Below are 15254 nucleotides of genomic sequence, written 5' to 3' on the forward strand. Positions count from 1 at the left end.
CCATCCGGGTGAGAGGCACCAGAACTTTCCGCGCACGCCGTACGTAAAGCCCCATAACCACGGAACTTCCAGGAGCTAACTGTGACCGACGCCCACACCGCCGGCCCCTTCATCGCCGCGATCGACCAGGGCACGACCTCGTCCCGCTGCATCGTCTTCGACCGCGACGGCCGGATCGTCTCCGTCGACCAGAAGGAGCACGAGCAGATCTTCCCGAAGCCGGGCTGGGTCGAGCACGACGCCACCGAGATCTGGACCAACGTCCAGGAGGTCGTCGCCGGAGCCATCGAGAAGGCCGGCATCACCCGCGACGACATCAAGGCCATCGGCATCACCAACCAGCGCGAGACCACCGTGCTGTGGGACAAGAACACCGGTGAGCCCGTCCACAACGCCATCGTCTGGCAGGACACCCGCACCGACGCCCTGTGCCGCGAGCTCGGCCGCAACGTCGGGCAGGACCGCTTCCGCCGCGAGACCGGTCTGCCCCTGGCCTCCTACTTCGCCGGTCCGAAGGCCCGCTGGCTGCTGGACAACGTCGAGGGCCTGAAGGAGCGCGCCGAGGCCGGCGACATCCTCTTCGGCACCATGGACACCTGGGTCATCTGGAACCTGACCGGCGGTGTCGACGGCGGCAAGCACGTCACCGACGTCACCAACGCCTCCCGCACCATGCTGATGAACCTGCACACCATGGAGTGGGACGCGAAGATCGCCGAGTCCATCGGCGTCCCGCTGCAGATCCTGCCCGAGATCCGCTCCTCCGCCGAGGTCTACGGCGAGATCACCGGCGGCAAGCTGGGCGACCTGCTCGGCGGCATCCCGGTGGCCTCCGCGCTCGGCGACCAGCAGGCGGCCCTGTTCGGCCAGACCTGCTTCGCCGAGGGCGAGACCAAGTCGACGTACGGCACCGGCACCTTCATGGTGATGAACACCGGCGACAAGATCATCAACTCCTACGCCGGGCTGCTGACCACCGTCGGCTACAAGATCGGCGAGCAGGACACGGTGTACGCCCTGGAGGGCTCGATCGCCGTCACCGGTTCGCTGGTGCAGTGGATGCGGGACCAGATGGGCCTGATCTCCACCGCCGCCGAGATCGAGACGCTCGCGCTCTCCGTCGAGGACAACGGCGGCGCCTACTTCGTGCCGGCCTTCTCCGGCCTGTTCGCCCCGCACTGGCGCTCCGACGCCCGCGGTGTGATCGCCGGCCTGACCCGGTACGTCACCAAGGCGCACCTCGCCCGTGCCGTCCTGGAGGCCACCGCCTGGCAGACGCGGGAGATCGCCGACGCCATGGTCAAGGACTCCGGCGTCGAGCTCGTCACCCTCAAGGTCGACGGCGGCATGACCGCGAACAACCTGCTGATGCAGCAGCTCGCGGACGTCCTGGACGCGCCCGTGGTGCGCCCGATGGTCGCCGAGACGACCTGCCTCGGCGCCGCCTACGCCGCCGGTCTCGCCGTCGGCTTCTGGAACAGCACCGACGACCTGCGCGCCAACTGGCGCCGGGCCGCCGAGTGGACCCCCCGCATGGACGCGGAGACCCGCGACCGTGAGTACAAGAACTGGCTCAAGGCCGTCGAGCGGACCATGGGCTGGATCGAGGACGACGAGAGCTGACCCGCTTCTCGCCCGCCCTCGAACTCTGATGAGGAGCAAGAACCCGACATGACCAGTCAGACCACCCTGCAGTCCGTGCCTGCCCTCGGTACGCACCCGGCCTCCGGCTCCCACCCGAGCCGCGCCGAGACCCGGGAGCAGCTCTCCAAGGCGTCGTACGACCTCCTCGTGATCGGCGGCGGCATCCTGGGCATCTCCACCGCCTGGCACGCCGCGCAGTCCGGCCTCAGGGTGGCCCTGGTCGACGCCGGCGACTTCGCCGGCGCCACCTCCTCCGCCTCCTCCAAGCTCCTCCACGGCGGTCTGCGCTACCTGCAGACCGGCGCGGTGAAGCTGGTGGCGGAGAACCACTTCGAGCGCCGTGCGGTCTCCCGCCAGGTGGCCCCCCACCTGGCGAACCCGCTCACGTTCTACCTGCCCGTGTACAAGGGCGGGCCGCACGGCGCCGCGAAGCTCGGGGCGGGCGTCTTCGCCTACTCCGCGCTCTCCGCGTTCGGTGACGGCGTCGGCCACCTCCTGTCCCCCGCCAAGGCGGCGCAGGACGTGCCGGAGCTGCGCACCGAGAACCTGAAGGCCGTGGCCGTGTACGGCGACGACCAGATGAACGACGCGCGCATGGCGCTCATGACGGTCCGCGCGGCCGTCGAGTCCGGCGCGGTCGTGCTCAACCACGCCGAGGTCACCGGGCTGCGCTTCACGCGGGGCCGGGTGACCGGCGCCGACCTGCGGGACCGGCTGTCCGGCGACGAGTTCGGGGTCAACGCCCGGCTCGTGCTGAACGCCACCGGCCCCTGGGTCGACCACCTGCGCCGGATGGAGGACCCGAACGCGGCCCCGTCGATCCGGCTGTCCAAGGGCGCGCACCTGGTCCTGAAGCGGACCGCGCCCTGGAAGGCGGCGCTGGCGACCCCGATCGACAAGTACCGCATCACGTTCGCCCTGCCGTGGGAGGACATGCTGCTGCTGGGCACCACGGACGAGGCGTACGAGGGCGACCCCGCGGACGTCGCCGTCAACGACAAGGACATAGCCCAGATCCTGGACGAGGCGGCCTTCTCCGTCCGCGACCAGCAGCTGGACCGCGACCTGATCACGTACGCCTTCGCGGGCCTGCGGGTGCTGCCGGGCGGCCCCGGTGACACGGCGAAGGCCAAGCGCGAGACGGTCGTGACCGAGGGACGCGGCGGGATGCTGTCCGTGGCGGGCGGCAAGTGGACGACGTTCCGGCACATCGGCCGGACCGTGATGAAGAAGCTGGAGGCGCTGCCGGGCGCGCCGCTGGGCGACGACTTCGAGCCCGTCTCGGCGCTGCCGAGGAAGCTGCCGCTGCCGGGCATCGCGAACCCGCGCGCGGTCGCCCACCGGCTGCTGACGGACCGTCCGGCGCCGGGCCCGCGCATGGCGGCGGACACCGCCCGCCACCTGGCCACGCACTACGGCTCGCTGGCCTTCGACATCGCCCGTATCGCCAACGAGAATCCGGAGCTGGGCGAGCGGGTCCACCCGGACGCCCCGGAGATCTGGGCGCAGGTCGTCTACGCCCGGGACAACGAGTGGGCGGAGACGGCGGACGACGTGCTGCGCCGCCGGACGACGCTGACGATCCGGGGCCTGGCCACGGACGACGTCCGGGCGAAGGTGCAGGACGTGCTCGACAAGAAGTGACCTCGCGCGCGGTGGGCGGTTTTCGCCGGATGAGCCGTCCGCCGCGCGGGGTCCGGCCACTCCCCTGACCGTGCCGGACCGTACGAGGGCGGCCCCTTCCGCACCGGGGCCGGCCACCACCGAGGGGGCGGCTCCGTGCCGACGGGGCCGCCCCTTCGCGCTGCCCGGACCGCGTACGGGGCATGATCGTCTCGGGTGCCCTGCGGCCTCCAGCAGCGACTGCGCGTCCAGGCCGGTCACATACGTCCCGTCGCGCTGAGCTTCGTCGTCGACTTCCACCGCGACGACACGGTGCTGGAGTTCCTGGCGGTGCGCCGCATCCTGGAACCGGCGGCCACGGCGATGGCGGCGGCCCGGATCGACGAGGAGCGGCTCGACGCGCTGGCCGAGGGGCTGGACCGGCTCGGTGACGACCCGTCGGTGGAGGAACTCGTGCCGAGCGACCTGGAGTTCCACCGGGCCGTCGTCGCCTGCGCGGGCAACTCGGTGCTGTGTTCGCTGCTCGACGGTCTGCCGGGGCCGACGGCACGGGCCCGTATCCGGCGGGGGCTGACCCAGGAGGACGCGGTCCGCCGGACCCTGTACGAGCACCGGGCGATCCTGGCGGCGCTGCGGGACCGGGACGCGGAGACGGCGCGGTCGTGGGCGACCGTGCGCATCGCGAGCGTGGAGCAGTGGCTGCGCTCGGCGCTGTGACGTCGGATCTCTGCCGGGGGTGTTCCCGGGTGGGGATCGGGGCAGTGATCCGGCATCCCCCGTGCGAGGGGGCTGCGGGCGCCCCCGCCGCACGCCGTAAGGTTGGTTCGTCAGGCGAGGGCACGTCGGAAGGAGGCGCTGGGTGATCGAGCTCGAGGGGGTTCCCGAGCTGATCGACCCGGTCATGGTGGCCGCGTTCGAGGGCTGGAACGATGCCGGCGACGCCGCCTCCACCGCGGTCGCGCATCTGGACAGGGAGTGGAAGGGCGAGGTGTTCGCGGCGCTGGACGCCGAGGACTACTACGACTTCCAGGTGAACCGGCCCACGGTGTGGATGGACGCCGGAGTGCGCAAGATCACGTGGCCGACGACCCGGCTGTCCGTGGTCCGGGTCGGCGGTGACAAGCCGCGCGACCTCGTGCTGGTCCGCGGTATCGAACCGTCCATGCGCTGGCGCTCGTTCTGCAACGAGCTGCTCGGCTTCGCGCACGAACTGGGCGTGGAGCTGGTGGTCATCCTGGGCGCCCTGCTCGGGGACACCCCGCACACCCGTCCGGTCCCGATCAGCGGGACCACCTCCGACCCGGACCTGGCCCGCCGGATGGATCTGGAGGAGACCAAGTACGAGGGCCCGACGGGCATCGTCGGCATCCTCCAGGAGGCCTGCACGCACGCCGGGGTGCCGGCGGTGTCGCTGTGGGCGGCGGTCCCGCACTACGTGTCGCAGCCGCCGAACCCGAAGGCGACGCTGGCGCTGCTGAACCGCCTCGAGGACCTGATCGACGTGCGGATCCCGCTGGGCGAGCTGCCCGAGGACGCGCGCGCCTGGCAGGTCGGCGTGGACCAGCTGGCCGCGGAGGACAGCGAGGTCGCCGAGTACGTGCAGACGCTGGAGGAAGCCCGGGACACCGCGGAGCTCCCGGAGGCGTCGGGCGAGGCGATCGCCCGCGAGTTCGAGCGCTATCTGCGCCGCCGGGACGGCGGCGGGCCGACGGCGGGCGGGCACGCCACCGACGGCCAGGACGGCCCCTCGGGACCGCCGTACCGGCGGGAGGGCCCCGGTGGCCGGACGCGTCCGCCGAAGCCGCCGCGGTCCGGCGGCAAGGGCACGGACGAGGACGGCGAGTCGTCGGAGGACTGACGACTGGTGGCCGGACGGGAAGCCACGCAGGAACGAACGAGGGCGGTGCGCACCGGCGCACCGCCCTCGTTCGTGTTCCGGCCGGCTACAGGGCCACGCCCATGAGCGCGTCCACGGCGCGGGAGACGACGCCGGGGGCGGCGGTGTCCGTGCCGCCGTGCTCCTCCTGGGCGGCGGCCCAGCGGTCGACGGCGGCGAGCGCGGTGGGCGCGTCCAGGTCGTCGGCGAGGGCGTCGCGGATCTCCTCGACGAGCGCGTCGGCGGACGGTCCGTCGGGCCGGGAGACGGCGGCGCGCCAGCGGTCCAGGCGGGCGACGGCGTCCCGGAGCACGTCGTCGGTGTACTCCCAGTCGGCCCGGTAGTGGTGGGCGAGCAGGGCGAGCCGGATCGCGGCCGGGTCGACGCCGTCGCGGCGCAGCTGGGAGACGAAGACGAGGTTGCCCTTGGACTTGGACATCTTCTCGCCGTGCAGGGCGACCATGCCGGCGTGGACGTACGCCTTGGCCATGGGGAACTCGCCGGTCAGCACCTGGGCGTGGGAAGCGCCCATCTCGTGGTGCGGGAAGGCGAGGTCGGAGCCGCCGCCCTGGACGTCGAAGCCCATGCCGAGGTGGTCGAGGGCGATGGCGACGCACTCGATGTGCCAGCCGGGGCGGCCCCGGCCGAGGGAGCCGCCGTCCCAGCTGGGCTCGCCGGGCCGGGCCGCCATCCACAGCATCGGGTCGAGGGGGGTCTTCTTGCCCGGCCGGTCCGGGTCGCCGCCGCGCTCGGCGGACAGCAGCCGCATGGCGGCGGCGTCCAGGTGGGAGACCTGGCCGAAGTGCGGGTCGGACTCGACGGAGAAGTAGATGTCGCCCTCGAGCTCGTAGGCGGCGCCGGCCTCCCGGAGCCGTTCGACCAGCGGGACGATGCCCGGTATGGCCTCGACGGCGCCGATGTAGTGCCGGGGCGGCAGCATCCGCAGGGCGGTCATGTCCTCCCGGAAGAGGGCGGTCTCCTGCTCGGCGAGGGCCACCCAGTCGACCGAGTCGCGTTCGGCCCGCTCCAGGAGGGGGTCGTCGACGTCGGTGACGTTCTGGACGTAGTGGACCTGGCGCTTGGTGTCGAGCCACACGCGCTGTACGAGGTCGAACGCGTTGTAGGTCGCCGCGTGCCCCAGGTGGGTGGCGTCGTACGGGGTGATGCCGCAGACGTAGATACGGGCGACGGGACCGGGGTCGAGGGTGACGAGTCCGCCGGTCGCGGTGTCGTGGATCCTCAGGTCGCGGCCCTGACCAGGCAGGGCGGGGACCTCAGAAGCGGGCCAGGCATGCATGTCATGAGCCTAACCGGACTGGAGTTCCGTATACGAACCGGATCGGGCCGGATGGCCGGTAAGGCGTTCTTGCGCGGGTGGCGGCCGGTGTGCATGGCCGGCCGCCGTGCGGTCCTACACGGGGGGCCAGGGGATGGCCGGCCACTCGCCGCCGGGCTCGGGGTGGACGCCGGTGCTCAGCAGGGTGGCGACCCGCGCGCGGGTGGCGTCCAGCTCGGCGGGGGTGATCAGCCGCGCGAGGCGGGCCGCGAGTGCGCCGCCCTCCTCGAGGCCGCCGTCCAGGGTGCGCAGGACGCGCAGGGCGTCGTCGGTGAGCGGCTCCCCCGCCCAGCCCCACAGCAGGGTGCGCAGCTTGTCGTCGACGTGGAAGGTGACGCCGTGGTCGATGCCGTGGAGCCGGCCGTCCGCGGTGGGCAGCAGGTGCCCGCCCTTGCGGTCGGCGTTGTTGATCACGGCGTCCAGGACGGCGAGCCGTCGCAGCCGTGCGTCGTCGGCGTGCACGAGGAGCGCGGTGCGGCCCTCGCCGACCTCGGCGAAGCCGATCGCCTTCCAGCCGGGCTCCGGCTCCTCGCCGTCCACGAGGGCGAGGAGTTCCGCGTCGGGGGCCACGTCGATCCACAGCTGGACCATGCCCTCGCCGTACGGCCCGTCCCGCAGCACGGTCGGCGGGACGAGCCCCCAGCCGGTCGCCTCGGAGACCTCGTAGGCGGCGACCTCGCGCTCGGCGAGGGTGCCGTCGGGGAAGTCCCACAGCGGCTGCTCGCCGGCGACCGGTTTGTACACGCAGGACGCCTCACGTCCGTCCAGGGCGACGGTGCACAGGAGGGCGGCGTTGGACGCCTCGCGGATGCGGCCGCGCACGGTCAGCTCACCCTCGGTGAGCAGGTCCACGGGGGTCACGCTCCGCGGCGGTATCCGTTCTGGCGCGGACATACGTGTCCTTCCGGGTCGAGCGGGAGGCTGCACAGCGGGCACGGCGGCCGCCCGGCGTTGACGACGTCCAGGGCGCGTTTGGCGAAGGCCCTCGCCTGCGCGCCGGTGAGCCGGACCCGCAGCATCGGCGGGCCGTTCTCCTCGTCCTGGAGGAGGCGCTCCTCGGCCTCGGCGAGGTCCTCCTCGGTCTCGGCGTCGAGCTCCACCAGGGCCTGCGCCTCGACGATCATGCGCTGTTCCTCGCCGTCCCAGGCCAGGGCCATGGTGCCGACGCGGAACTCCTCCTCGACGGGGGTCTCCAGCGGGTCGGTGTCGGCGATCTCGCTGGGGGCCACGGCGGGGACGGCCGCGCTGCCCCCGCTGCGCCGTACGACCTCGTCCAGCAGTTCGTCCATGCGCTCGGCGAGGGCGGCGACCTGCGTCTTCTCCAGGGCCACGCTGGTCACGCGGGGGCCGGCGGTGGCCTGGAGGAAGAACGTACGGCGTCCGGGCAGTCCGACCGTGCCGGCCACGAAACGGTCCGGGGGGTCGTAGAGGAACACCTGACGGGACACGTCCTGTCTCCATGGGGGTCGTGAGTACGGCGGTTCGTGGAAGTCACGGGTGGTGCGGGCGGCGCTGCTTCGACCGCTTCACCCTACTGCGCCGGACGATCACGGTGCGCCCGCGCCGCCCCCGACGGCGGCGTCACCGGCCGCGTCAGCGGCGGCGGGCTCCTCGCGGGGGGCGAGGGACGCGAAGTCGCCGGTGTCCCCGAGGCGGACGAGGAACGGCCTCAGACGGGTGTAACGGATCGCGGTGATGGAACACGGTTCCACGGAGATCCTCTGGAAGAGGTCGAGATGAAGACCGAGTGCGTCCGCGACGAGCGACTTGATGATGTCGCCGTGCGAGCACATGACGTACACAGCGTCGGCGCCGTGGTCGCGCTCCACGCGCGCGTTCCACTCGCGGACGGCCTCGGCGGCGCGGCTCTGCATGGCCCGCATCGACTCGCCGCCGGGGAACGCCGCGGCGGACGGGTGCGCCTGGACGACGTCCATCAGCGGCTCGTCCTTGAGGTCGGCGAGCTTGCGGCCGGACCAGTCGCCGTAGTGGCACTCGCCGATGCGCTCCTCGGTGTGCGCGGTGAGGCCGGGGCGGGCGTCCAGGAGGGGGCGGATCGTCTCCTGGCAGCGCTGCAGCGGGCTGCTGACGACCTCGGCGATCGGCAGGGCGGCGAGCCGGGCGGGCAGCGAGGCGGCCTGCCGGGTCCCGCGTTCGTCGAGGGCGACGCCGGGCGTCCAGCCGGCGAGCACGCCTTCGGTGTTGGCGGTGGAACGTCCGTGGCGGACCAGGATCAGCGTGGGCATGTCGTCCAGCCTAGGCACAGGGGCGGACGGACTCGGGACCGGATGACGGGAGAACACACTCTGTGATCGTCGACTGCGCCATCTACCGTGACGGGCGTCGTGCGGAGGGGCCCCCTCGGGACTTCTCCGACGCCCTGGACTTCTGCCGTCTGCAGGACGACGCCTTCGTGTGGATCGGCCTGCACGAGCCGGCCGAGGACGAGTTCGGCAAGGTCGCCGAGGAGTTCGGACTGCATCCGCTGGCCGTGGAGGACGCGCTGAAGGCGCACCAGCGGCCGAAGATGGAGGTGTACGACGACTCGCTGTTCATGGTCCTCAAGCCGGTCGCCTACGAGCCGAAGAGCGATGTGGTCACCGCGGGTGAGGTGATGCTGTTCATCGGCGACTCCTTCGTGGTGACGGTCCGGCACGGCGACGAGACGCCGCTCGGGTCGATCCGCAGGCGTCTGGAGCGGGACCCGGAGATGCTGCGGCACGGCCCGACGGCGGTGCTGTACGGGGTCGCCGACGCAGTGGTCGACCACTATCTCGAGGTCGCCGTGGAGCTGGGCGTCGACCTGGAGGAACTGGAGGCGGAGGTGTTCTCGCCGGAGACGAGCGGTTCACGGAACACGGCCTCGCGCATCTACGCCTTCAAACGGCAGGTCCTGGAGTTCCGCAGGGCGACGGGCCCGCTGGCGCAGCCCCTGACCCGGCTCGCCCGGACCGGGCCGGCCGGCACGGAGGTGCCGTTCGTGCGCGACGAGGCGCAGCCGTTCTTCCGGGACGTCAGCGACCACCTCACGCGCGTGAACGAGTCCGTGGAGGGCCTGGACCGGCTGGTCTCCGACGTCCTGTCGGCCCATCTGGCGCAGACGGGGGTGCGGCAGAACGACGACATGCGCAAGATCTCCGCGTGGGCGGCCATGGCCGCGCTCCCCACGCTGCTCGCGGGGATCTACGGCATGAACTTCGAGCACATGCCCGAGCTGACCTGGGAGTGGTCGTACCCGGCGCTGCTCGCGATCATGGCCGCCCTGGAACTCCTGCTGTACCGGACGTTCAAGCGGCGGGGGTGGTTGTAGACAGCTGACTCGTCCTGCCGCCGGGGCAGGGGAACGAGCGGACCCGGGCGGTCAGGCGAACTCGGGGGCCGAGGTGGCCGGGCCGCCGAGGGCGTCGCGGCGTTCCGGCATCGACAGGGACACCATGCGGCGCCAGCCCGCGATCCGTTCCCAGGCGTAGACCGCGTGGATGCCCGCGGCGAGGACGGCGGCCTTGGGCCGGGACCAGCCCAGGACGCGGCCCATGTGGTCCATGACCGCGAGGCTGACGTCCCGGTAGATGCGGATCTCGGCGAGCGCGCACTCGCGCAGGGTGCGCTGGATGGTCCGGCCGTGGCCCCGGGCGGCGTAGCGCAGGAGTTCCTCGTGGCAGTAGGCGAGGTGGTTGTCCTCGTCGCCGGAGATCATCCGCACCGCGCGGCCGATGTCGGGGTGGTCGGCGAAGTGCTTGCGCAACAGGTCCATCTGCTCGGAGGCCCGCTGCTCGGTGACCCGGCTGTGCGCGAGGTAGGTGACGATGTCTTGCACGGTGAGCGGCCGGTCGCTCTTGAGCTTGTCGTGGGCGAGGCCGATGCCGTGCCGTTCGAGGAGCATCGTGTAGTCGGTCTCGGGCGGGACGGGCACGGGTTCGAGGCCGCGCTTCTTCAGCAGGGCGTTGAAGATCCGCCCGTGCTTGTCCTCGTCGGCGCCGTGCCGGGTGATCTTGGGGGCGAGGGCTTGTTCGCTCGGGGGGACGAGCGCGGCGATGCGCGCGTTCTCCCAGCCGCCCTGGGACTCCCCGCTGGCCGCGATGGAGCAGAACAGCCGGAACGACTCGTCGTTGTCGAGGATCTCCTGGAACAGACTCTTGGCCGAAAGCATCGTGGGGCACCTCTCTCAGGACGCCGCAGGAATCCCGCGAAGAACGAGTCAAATGCGGTGAGAGGGGTGCTGCAACAGCTGTGTCGGACAACTGGGCCGAACGGATGACACGCGGGGCACGACGGAGGCGTAACCCCGCGGGGTCCGCGCCCGTTGTTCTCCGTGACGGCCGTGGCGGGGAAGACCCCCGAGCCCCCACCACGGCCGTAGGAATGTCCGGGACCGGCTCCCGGGGCCGGAGGGTCAGGCGAGGCCGGCGCGCTCCAGGGCCTCGACACCGGCGCGCAGCGAGCGCAGCCGCTCGTCGAGGGTGAAGCCGGCCGGGGCGAGGGACAGCGTGGTGACGCCGGCGGCGGCGTAGGCCTTCATCCGGTCGGCGATGCGGTCGACGGAGCCGAGCAGCGTGGTCCGGTCGATCAGCTCCTGCGGTACGGCGGCCGCGGCGCCCTGCTTGTCGCCCGAGAGGTACTTGGCCTGGATGTCGGCGGCTTCCTTCTCGTAGCCCATGCGCTGGGCGAGCTGGTTGTAGAAGTTCTGCTTGGGGCTGCCCATGCCGCCGACGTACAGCGCGGTGTAGGGGCGGAAGGTGTCGGCGAGGGACGCCACGTCCTTGTCGTCGCCGACGGCGAGCGGCAGCGTCGGGCAGACGTCGAAGCCGTCGAGGGTCTTGCCGGCCTTCTCGCGGCCCGCGCGCAGATGCCGGATGGTGGTGTCCTCCAGGTGGTCCGCGGAGGGGAAGATGAGCAGGGCGCCGTCGGCGATCTCGCCGGTCTGCTCCAGGTTCTTCGGGCCGATCGCGGCGATGTAGAGCGGGATGTGCTCGCGCTGCGGGTGCACGGTCAGCTTGATCGGCTTGCCGGGGCCGCCGGGCAGCGGCAGCGTCCAGTGCTCGCCCTCGTAGCTGAGGCGCTCGCGGGTCATGGCGCGGCGGACGATCTCCACGTACTCGCGGGTGCGGGCGAGCGGCTTGTCGAACTTGACGCCGTACCAGCCCTCGGAGACCTGCGGTCCGGACACGCCGAGGCCGAGGCGGAAGCGGCCGCCGGACAGGGAGTCCAGGGTCGCGGCGGTCATCGCGGTCATCGCGGGCTGACGGGCCGGGATCTGGAAGATCGCGGAGCCGACGTCGATGCGCTCGGTCTGGGCGGCGACCCAGCTGAGCACGGTGGCCGCGTCCGAGCCGTACGCCTCGGCGGCCCAGCACACGGCGTACCCGAGCCGGTCGGCCTCCTGCGCGACGGCGAGATTGTCCGCGTCCATTCCGGCACCCCAGTAGCCGAGGTTGATCCCGAGCTGCATGGCCGACTCCTCTTACCGATCAGTAACGTCCTGTGTGGGCCAGACCTTAGCGCGGGGGGCCTCTCACGGGGAGGGCGGTGGGGCGGGCGTCGCCCGGCCGGCGCCGCCGACCTCGCCGAAACTGGTCATCCACAGGCCCCCACAGGTCAGGTTCTGGCCAGTAATCTCGGCGTTCATGGAGCAGAGGCATCTCGGCCGCACCGGCCTGCGCGTGTCCCGGATCGGGCTCGGCACGCTCACCTGGGGAAGGGACACCGACGAGCACGACGCGGCGGACCTCCTGAAGACGTTCTGGGAGGCCGGCGGCACCCTCGTGGACACGGCCGACGTGTACGGCGACGGGGAGGCGGAGTATCTGCTGGGCCGGCTCATGGAGGGGCTCGTCCCGCGCCGGGACCTGGTCATCTCCACGAAGGCGGGCAGCGTCCCCGACCCCGACCGCCGGTTCGACGGCTCGCGCGGCCATCTGCTCTCCGCGCTGGACGCCTCGCTGGCCCGCCTCGGCACCGAGTACGTCGACATCTGGCACATCCACGCCTACGACCCGCACACCCCGCTCGACGAGACGCTGCACGCGCTCGACCTGGCGGTGTCCAGCGGCCGCGCCCGGTACGTCGGCGTCTCCAACTTCTGCGGCTGGCAGCTCGCCAAGGCGGCCACCTGGCAGCTCGCGGCGCCGGGCACCCGGACCCGGCTGGCGAGCACACAGCTGGAGTACTCGCTGCTCCAGCGGGGCGTGGAGCGCGAGGTGCTGCCCGCCGCGCTGGACCTGGGGGTCGGCCTGCTGCCGTCGTCGCCGCTGGGCCGGGGCGTGCTGACCGGCAAGTACCGCAATGGGACGCCGCCGGACTCGCGCGGCGGCTCGGAGCACCTGGCCCCGTTCGTCGCCCCGTACCTCGACGACACGGCGAGCCGCATCGTGGACGCCGTGCAGACGGCCGCCGACGGGCTGGCCGTCTCCCCGCTCCAGGTCGCCCTCGCCTGGGTGCGCGACCGGCCCGGCGTGACCGCCCCCGTCATAGGCGCGCGCACCGCGCAGCAGCTCACGGCCGCGTTGTCAGTGGAGGACCTTAGTCTTCCTGACGAGATCTGCCGGGCGCTCGACGACGTCTCCGCGCCCGTGCACCGCTATCCCGATCACGACTGGAGCACGCTGTGAGCACGGAGCCGCCCGAGACCACGGAGGACGCCGAGCCGGGGACGCCGGCGGCCGGGGACCAGCCGGCCGGGGACGAGCCGGCCGGCACCGCCGCGTCCGGGGAGGACGCGGCGAAGCAGTTGTCGGAGGCCGAGGCCGAGCTCGCCGCCCAGCGCCTGGAGCGGGAGCGGATCGAGCGGCGCAAGGCCGAGAGGCAGGGGCCCGTCGCCGCCGGGGCCAAGCTCAGCGGGAAGGCCGCGGACCTGCTGGCCGCGGTGCGGGCCGTGGAGAGCGGCGCCAAGCCCGCGGCCACCGTCTTCAGCGAGCCGGAGCCGCCGCGCCGCCCGGCGCCCGAGCCGGTGCGCCGCCCCGAGCCCGTGGCCGAGCCGGGTGCGCCCGCCGCGCCCGCGCCGGAGAGCGTCGAGGCGGTGCGGGGTGTGCTGGCCGAGGGCGGCGCCCCGGAAGGGCTCGCCCCGCAGGTGGCGGCGGCCCTCGGCGAGAGTGCCGCGCGGGCGCTGCGGGAGGACCCGTGGCAGCTGCTGCGGGTTCCCGGCGTACGGCCCGAGCAGGCCGACGGGTTCGCGCGGGCGCTGCTCGGCGCCGCGTGCGCGCCGGACGACGAGCGGCGCGGGCGCGCGGTCACCGGCTGGCTGCTGGAGCAGGCGGCGCTCGCCGGGCACACGGCGCTGGAGCTGCCGGCGCTGACGGCCGCGCTGGCCCGGCAGGGCGTGCCCGACCCTGACGCGGCCGTGCAGGACGCCCTGGCCGAGGGCGAGGCCCTGGCGTTCCAGGACGCCCTGGACGCGCCGCCCGGCGCCCCGGCCGCCGCGAGCGGTGAGGCGGGCGAGGCGGGCGAGGACGGCGGGGAGGAGGAGCGGCCGGTCCGGGTCCTCGTCGGCCTGGAGCGGTACGCCCTCGCCGAGGAGAGCCTCGCCGACGGACTGGCCCGGCTGATCAACTCCGTGCCCAAGCAGGACGGTGCGGCCGAGGACTGGGAGCGCGCGGCGGGCGGCGCGGGTTCCGCCGCCGAGCTGATCCGCGCGGTCGCCGCGCACGGACTCGTCCTGCACACCGGCGGGGAGGCGTCGCTGGCCGAGCCGGCGGCCCTGCTGCGTGCGGCGGGGGTGCTGGGGCTGCGGGCCTGGGCCGCCGCGCACACCCCGGCCGGCCGCGACCGCTTCGCCGCCCTGCCCGCCCTGTCCGACGGGCCGGACGCGGAGGCCGGGCCGACCGTGGCGACCGTCGCCGGTCTGCTGTCCGGCGCGGAGGGCCCCGGCCGGGACACGGACGGCGCCCTCGACCTGGACCTGCTCGTCGTGCTGGACGCGCCGCTGCTGGACGTCGAGACGGCGGCCCTACTGGCCGAGTCGCTGCCCGACGGGGCCCGGCTGGTCCTGGCCGGCGACCCCGGGGTGCTGTGGTCGGCGGGCCCGGGCCGGGTGTTCGCCGATCTGCTGGCGGCGAAGGTCTGCCCGCAGATCGCCTCGCGGCGCCCGGACCCCGGCCCGCTGGGCGAGCTGGTCTCCGGCATCGGCATCGGCGAGCTGACCCAGGTGGAGGCCCCCGGCAAGGAGGTCGTGATCGTGCCCGTGCGGGACGCGGGCGAGGCCGTGCACCGCACCGTGCAGCTCGTCGCGGACTCGGTGCCGCGGGCCATCGGCGTCCCTCCGGAGGACACCCAGGTGATCACTCCGGGACACGGGGGCGCGGCCGGTACGCGCGCGCTCAACGCCGCGCTCAAGGCACGCCTCAACCCCGGCCCGGGCCGCTTCGGCGGCTTCGACCCCGGGGACCGCGTCGCCTACTCCCCCGCGCCGGGCCGTACGGTGCCGGGGCAGGTCGTCGGGGCCGACGCCGAAGGGCTGCGGCTGGCCTGCGCGGGAGAGGCCGTGCTCGTGCCGAGGGAGCGGGTGGAGCAGTCCGTGCGGCACGGCTGGGCGCTCACCGCGCACCAGGCGGCGGGCGGCCGCTGGCCGGCGGCGGTCGTGGTCCTGCCCGGTGACGCCGTCCAGGCCCTGAGCCGTCCCTGGGTCTACACGGCCTTCAGCCGCGCCGACCGCCATCTGTCCGTCGTGCACGGCGTGGAGCAGGCCCTGCCGCGGGCCGTCGCCGAGGTCCCGGCGAAGCCGCGCACGACCCGGCTTGCGGCGCTGCTGCGGCCGCAGGTGCCGACGACCGCCTGATCCGA

12 protein-coding genes and 1 pseudogene are annotated in these 15254 nt (G+C 73.3%); 7 read left to right on the forward strand and 6 right to left on the reverse strand.

Going from position 1 to position 15254, the window contains the following annotated elements; all coding sequences use genetic code 11:
* Positions 1 to 81 precede the first annotated feature (81 nt).
* The 4 genes and pseudogenes from glpK (at position 82) to F8R89_RS07325 (ending at position 5125) form a co-directional block, all read left to right on the forward strand.
* A complete protein-coding gene (gene glpK / locus F8R89_RS07310) occupies positions 82 to 1623 on the forward strand; it encodes a glycerol kinase GlpK (protein WP_151783188.1) in 1542 nt (513 codons plus the stop codon).
* A gap of 48 nt (positions 1624 to 1671) precedes the next feature.
* Positions 1672 to 3288 (forward strand): glycerol-3-phosphate dehydrogenase/oxidase, encoded by a 1617-nt coding sequence (locus tag F8R89_RS07315; RefSeq protein ID WP_151783189.1) that lies wholly within the window; start codon positions 1672 to 1674, stop codon positions 3286 to 3288.
* A 252-nt stretch (positions 3289 to 3540) separates the two neighbouring features.
* Positions 3541 to 3984, forward strand: a pseudogene (locus tag F8R89_RS07320) (FadR/GntR family transcriptional regulator); the annotation flags it as partial.
* 142 nt (positions 3985 to 4126) lie between these two features.
* Positions 4127 to 5125, forward strand: a complete 999-nt coding sequence (locus F8R89_RS07325; RefSeq protein WP_151783190.1) for a PAC2 family protein — start codon at positions 4127 to 4129, stop codon at positions 5123 to 5125.
* A gap of 85 nt (positions 5126 to 5210) precedes the next feature.
* Here the strand turns inward: F8R89_RS07325 and mshC are convergent, their stop codons facing one another.
* The 4 genes from mshC to F8R89_RS07345 form a co-directional block, all read right to left on the reverse strand.
* Positions 5211 to 6440 (reverse strand): cysteine--1-D-myo-inosityl 2-amino-2-deoxy-alpha-D-glucopyranoside ligase, encoded by a 1230-nt coding sequence (gene mshC, locus F8R89_RS07330; protein ID WP_151783191.1) that lies wholly within the window; start codon positions 6438 to 6440, stop codon positions 5211 to 5213.
* A gap of 114 nt (positions 6441 to 6554) precedes the next feature.
* Positions 6555 to 7373 carry an SCO1664 family protein gene (locus F8R89_RS07335; protein ID WP_151783192.1) on the reverse strand — a complete coding sequence of 273 codons (819 nt, stop codon included), beginning with the start codon at positions 7371 to 7373 and terminating at the stop codon, positions 6555 to 6557.
* Entirely contained in the window at positions 7337 to 7927 is a 591-nt protein-coding gene (locus F8R89_RS07340; RefSeq protein WP_062670871.1) for a DUF3090 domain-containing protein, read from the reverse strand. Before F8R89_RS07340 ends, F8R89_RS07335 begins: the two co-directional genes overlap by 37 nt.
* A 99-nt stretch (positions 7928 to 8026) precedes the next feature.
* Positions 8027 to 8725, reverse strand: a complete 699-nt coding sequence (locus tag F8R89_RS07345; protein WP_151783193.1) for a histidine phosphatase family protein — start codon at positions 8723 to 8725, stop codon at positions 8027 to 8029.
* 62 nt (positions 8726 to 8787) lie between these two features.
* Here F8R89_RS07345 and corA point away from each other — a divergent pair, with 62 nt between their 5' ends.
* Positions 8788 to 9789 carry a magnesium/cobalt transporter CorA gene (corA, locus tag F8R89_RS07350; protein WP_151783194.1) on the forward strand — a complete coding sequence of 334 codons (1002 nt, stop codon included), beginning with the start codon at positions 8788 to 8790 and terminating at the stop codon, positions 9787 to 9789.
* 51 nt (positions 9790 to 9840) lie between these two features.
* Here the strand turns inward: corA and F8R89_RS07355 are convergent, their stop codons facing one another.
* Positions 9841 to 10629, reverse strand: a complete 789-nt coding sequence (locus F8R89_RS07355) for a ferritin-like domain-containing protein (RefSeq protein ID WP_151783195.1) — start codon at positions 10627 to 10629, stop codon at positions 9841 to 9843.
* A 243-nt stretch (positions 10630 to 10872) separates the two neighbouring features.
* The gene (locus F8R89_RS07360; protein ID WP_151783196.1) at positions 10873 to 11928 is read right to left on the reverse strand and encodes an LLM class F420-dependent oxidoreductase; all 1056 of its coding nucleotides are present in this window, start codon (positions 11926 to 11928) and stop codon (positions 10873 to 10875) included.
* Positions 11929 to 12103: 175 nt separating this feature from the next.
* Here F8R89_RS07360 and F8R89_RS07365 point away from each other — a divergent pair, with 175 nt between their 5' ends.
* Together F8R89_RS07365 and F8R89_RS07370 are read left to right on the forward strand one after the other, a co-directional pair.
* Entirely contained in the window at positions 12104 to 13087 is a 984-nt protein-coding gene (locus F8R89_RS07365) for an aldo/keto reductase (protein WP_151783197.1), read from the forward strand.
* On the forward strand, positions 13084 to 15249 hold the full coding sequence (locus F8R89_RS07370; protein ID WP_192806063.1) for a helix-hairpin-helix domain-containing protein: 2166 nt from the start codon (positions 13084 to 13086) through the stop codon (positions 15247 to 15249). Before F8R89_RS07365 ends, F8R89_RS07370 begins: the two co-directional genes overlap by 4 nt.
* The last annotated feature ends 5 nt before the right edge of the window (positions 15250 to 15254 follow it).

Origin of the sequence: Streptomyces sp. SS1-1 (genome assembly GCF_008973465.1) — a bacterium.
Taxonomy (GTDB): domain Bacteria; phylum Actinomycetota; class Actinomycetes; order Streptomycetales; family Streptomycetaceae; genus Streptomyces.

What these genes read in the sequence shown, in the direction of transcription:
- F8R89_RS07365 (WP_151783197.1), top strand. Translation starts at nt 12,104, where the DNA reads ATGGAGCAGAGGCATCTCGGCCGCACCGGCCTGCGCGTGTCCCGGATC.
- F8R89_RS07355 (WP_151783195.1), bottom strand. Translation starts at nt 10,629, where the DNA reads ATGCTTTCGGCCAAGAGTCTGTTCCAGGAGATCCTCGACAACGACGAG.
- F8R89_RS07345 (WP_151783193.1), bottom strand. Translation starts at nt 8,725, where the DNA reads ATGCCCACGCTGATCCTGGTCCGCCACGGACGTTCCACCGCCAACACC.
- F8R89_RS07335 (WP_151783192.1), bottom strand. Translation starts at nt 7,373, where the DNA reads ATGTCCGCGCCAGAACGGATACCGCCGCGGAGCGTGACCCCCGTGGAC.
- F8R89_RS07360 (WP_151783196.1), bottom strand. Translation starts at nt 11,928, where the DNA reads ATGCAGCTCGGGATCAACCTCGGCTACTGGGGTGCCGGAATGGACGCG.
- F8R89_RS07315 (WP_151783189.1), top strand. Translation starts at nt 1,672, where the DNA reads ATGACCAGTCAGACCACCCTGCAGTCCGTGCCTGCCCTCGGTACGCAC.
- mshC (WP_151783191.1), bottom strand. Translation starts at nt 6,440, where the DNA reads ATGCATGCCTGGCCCGCTTCTGAGGTCCCCGCCCTGCCTGGTCAGGGC.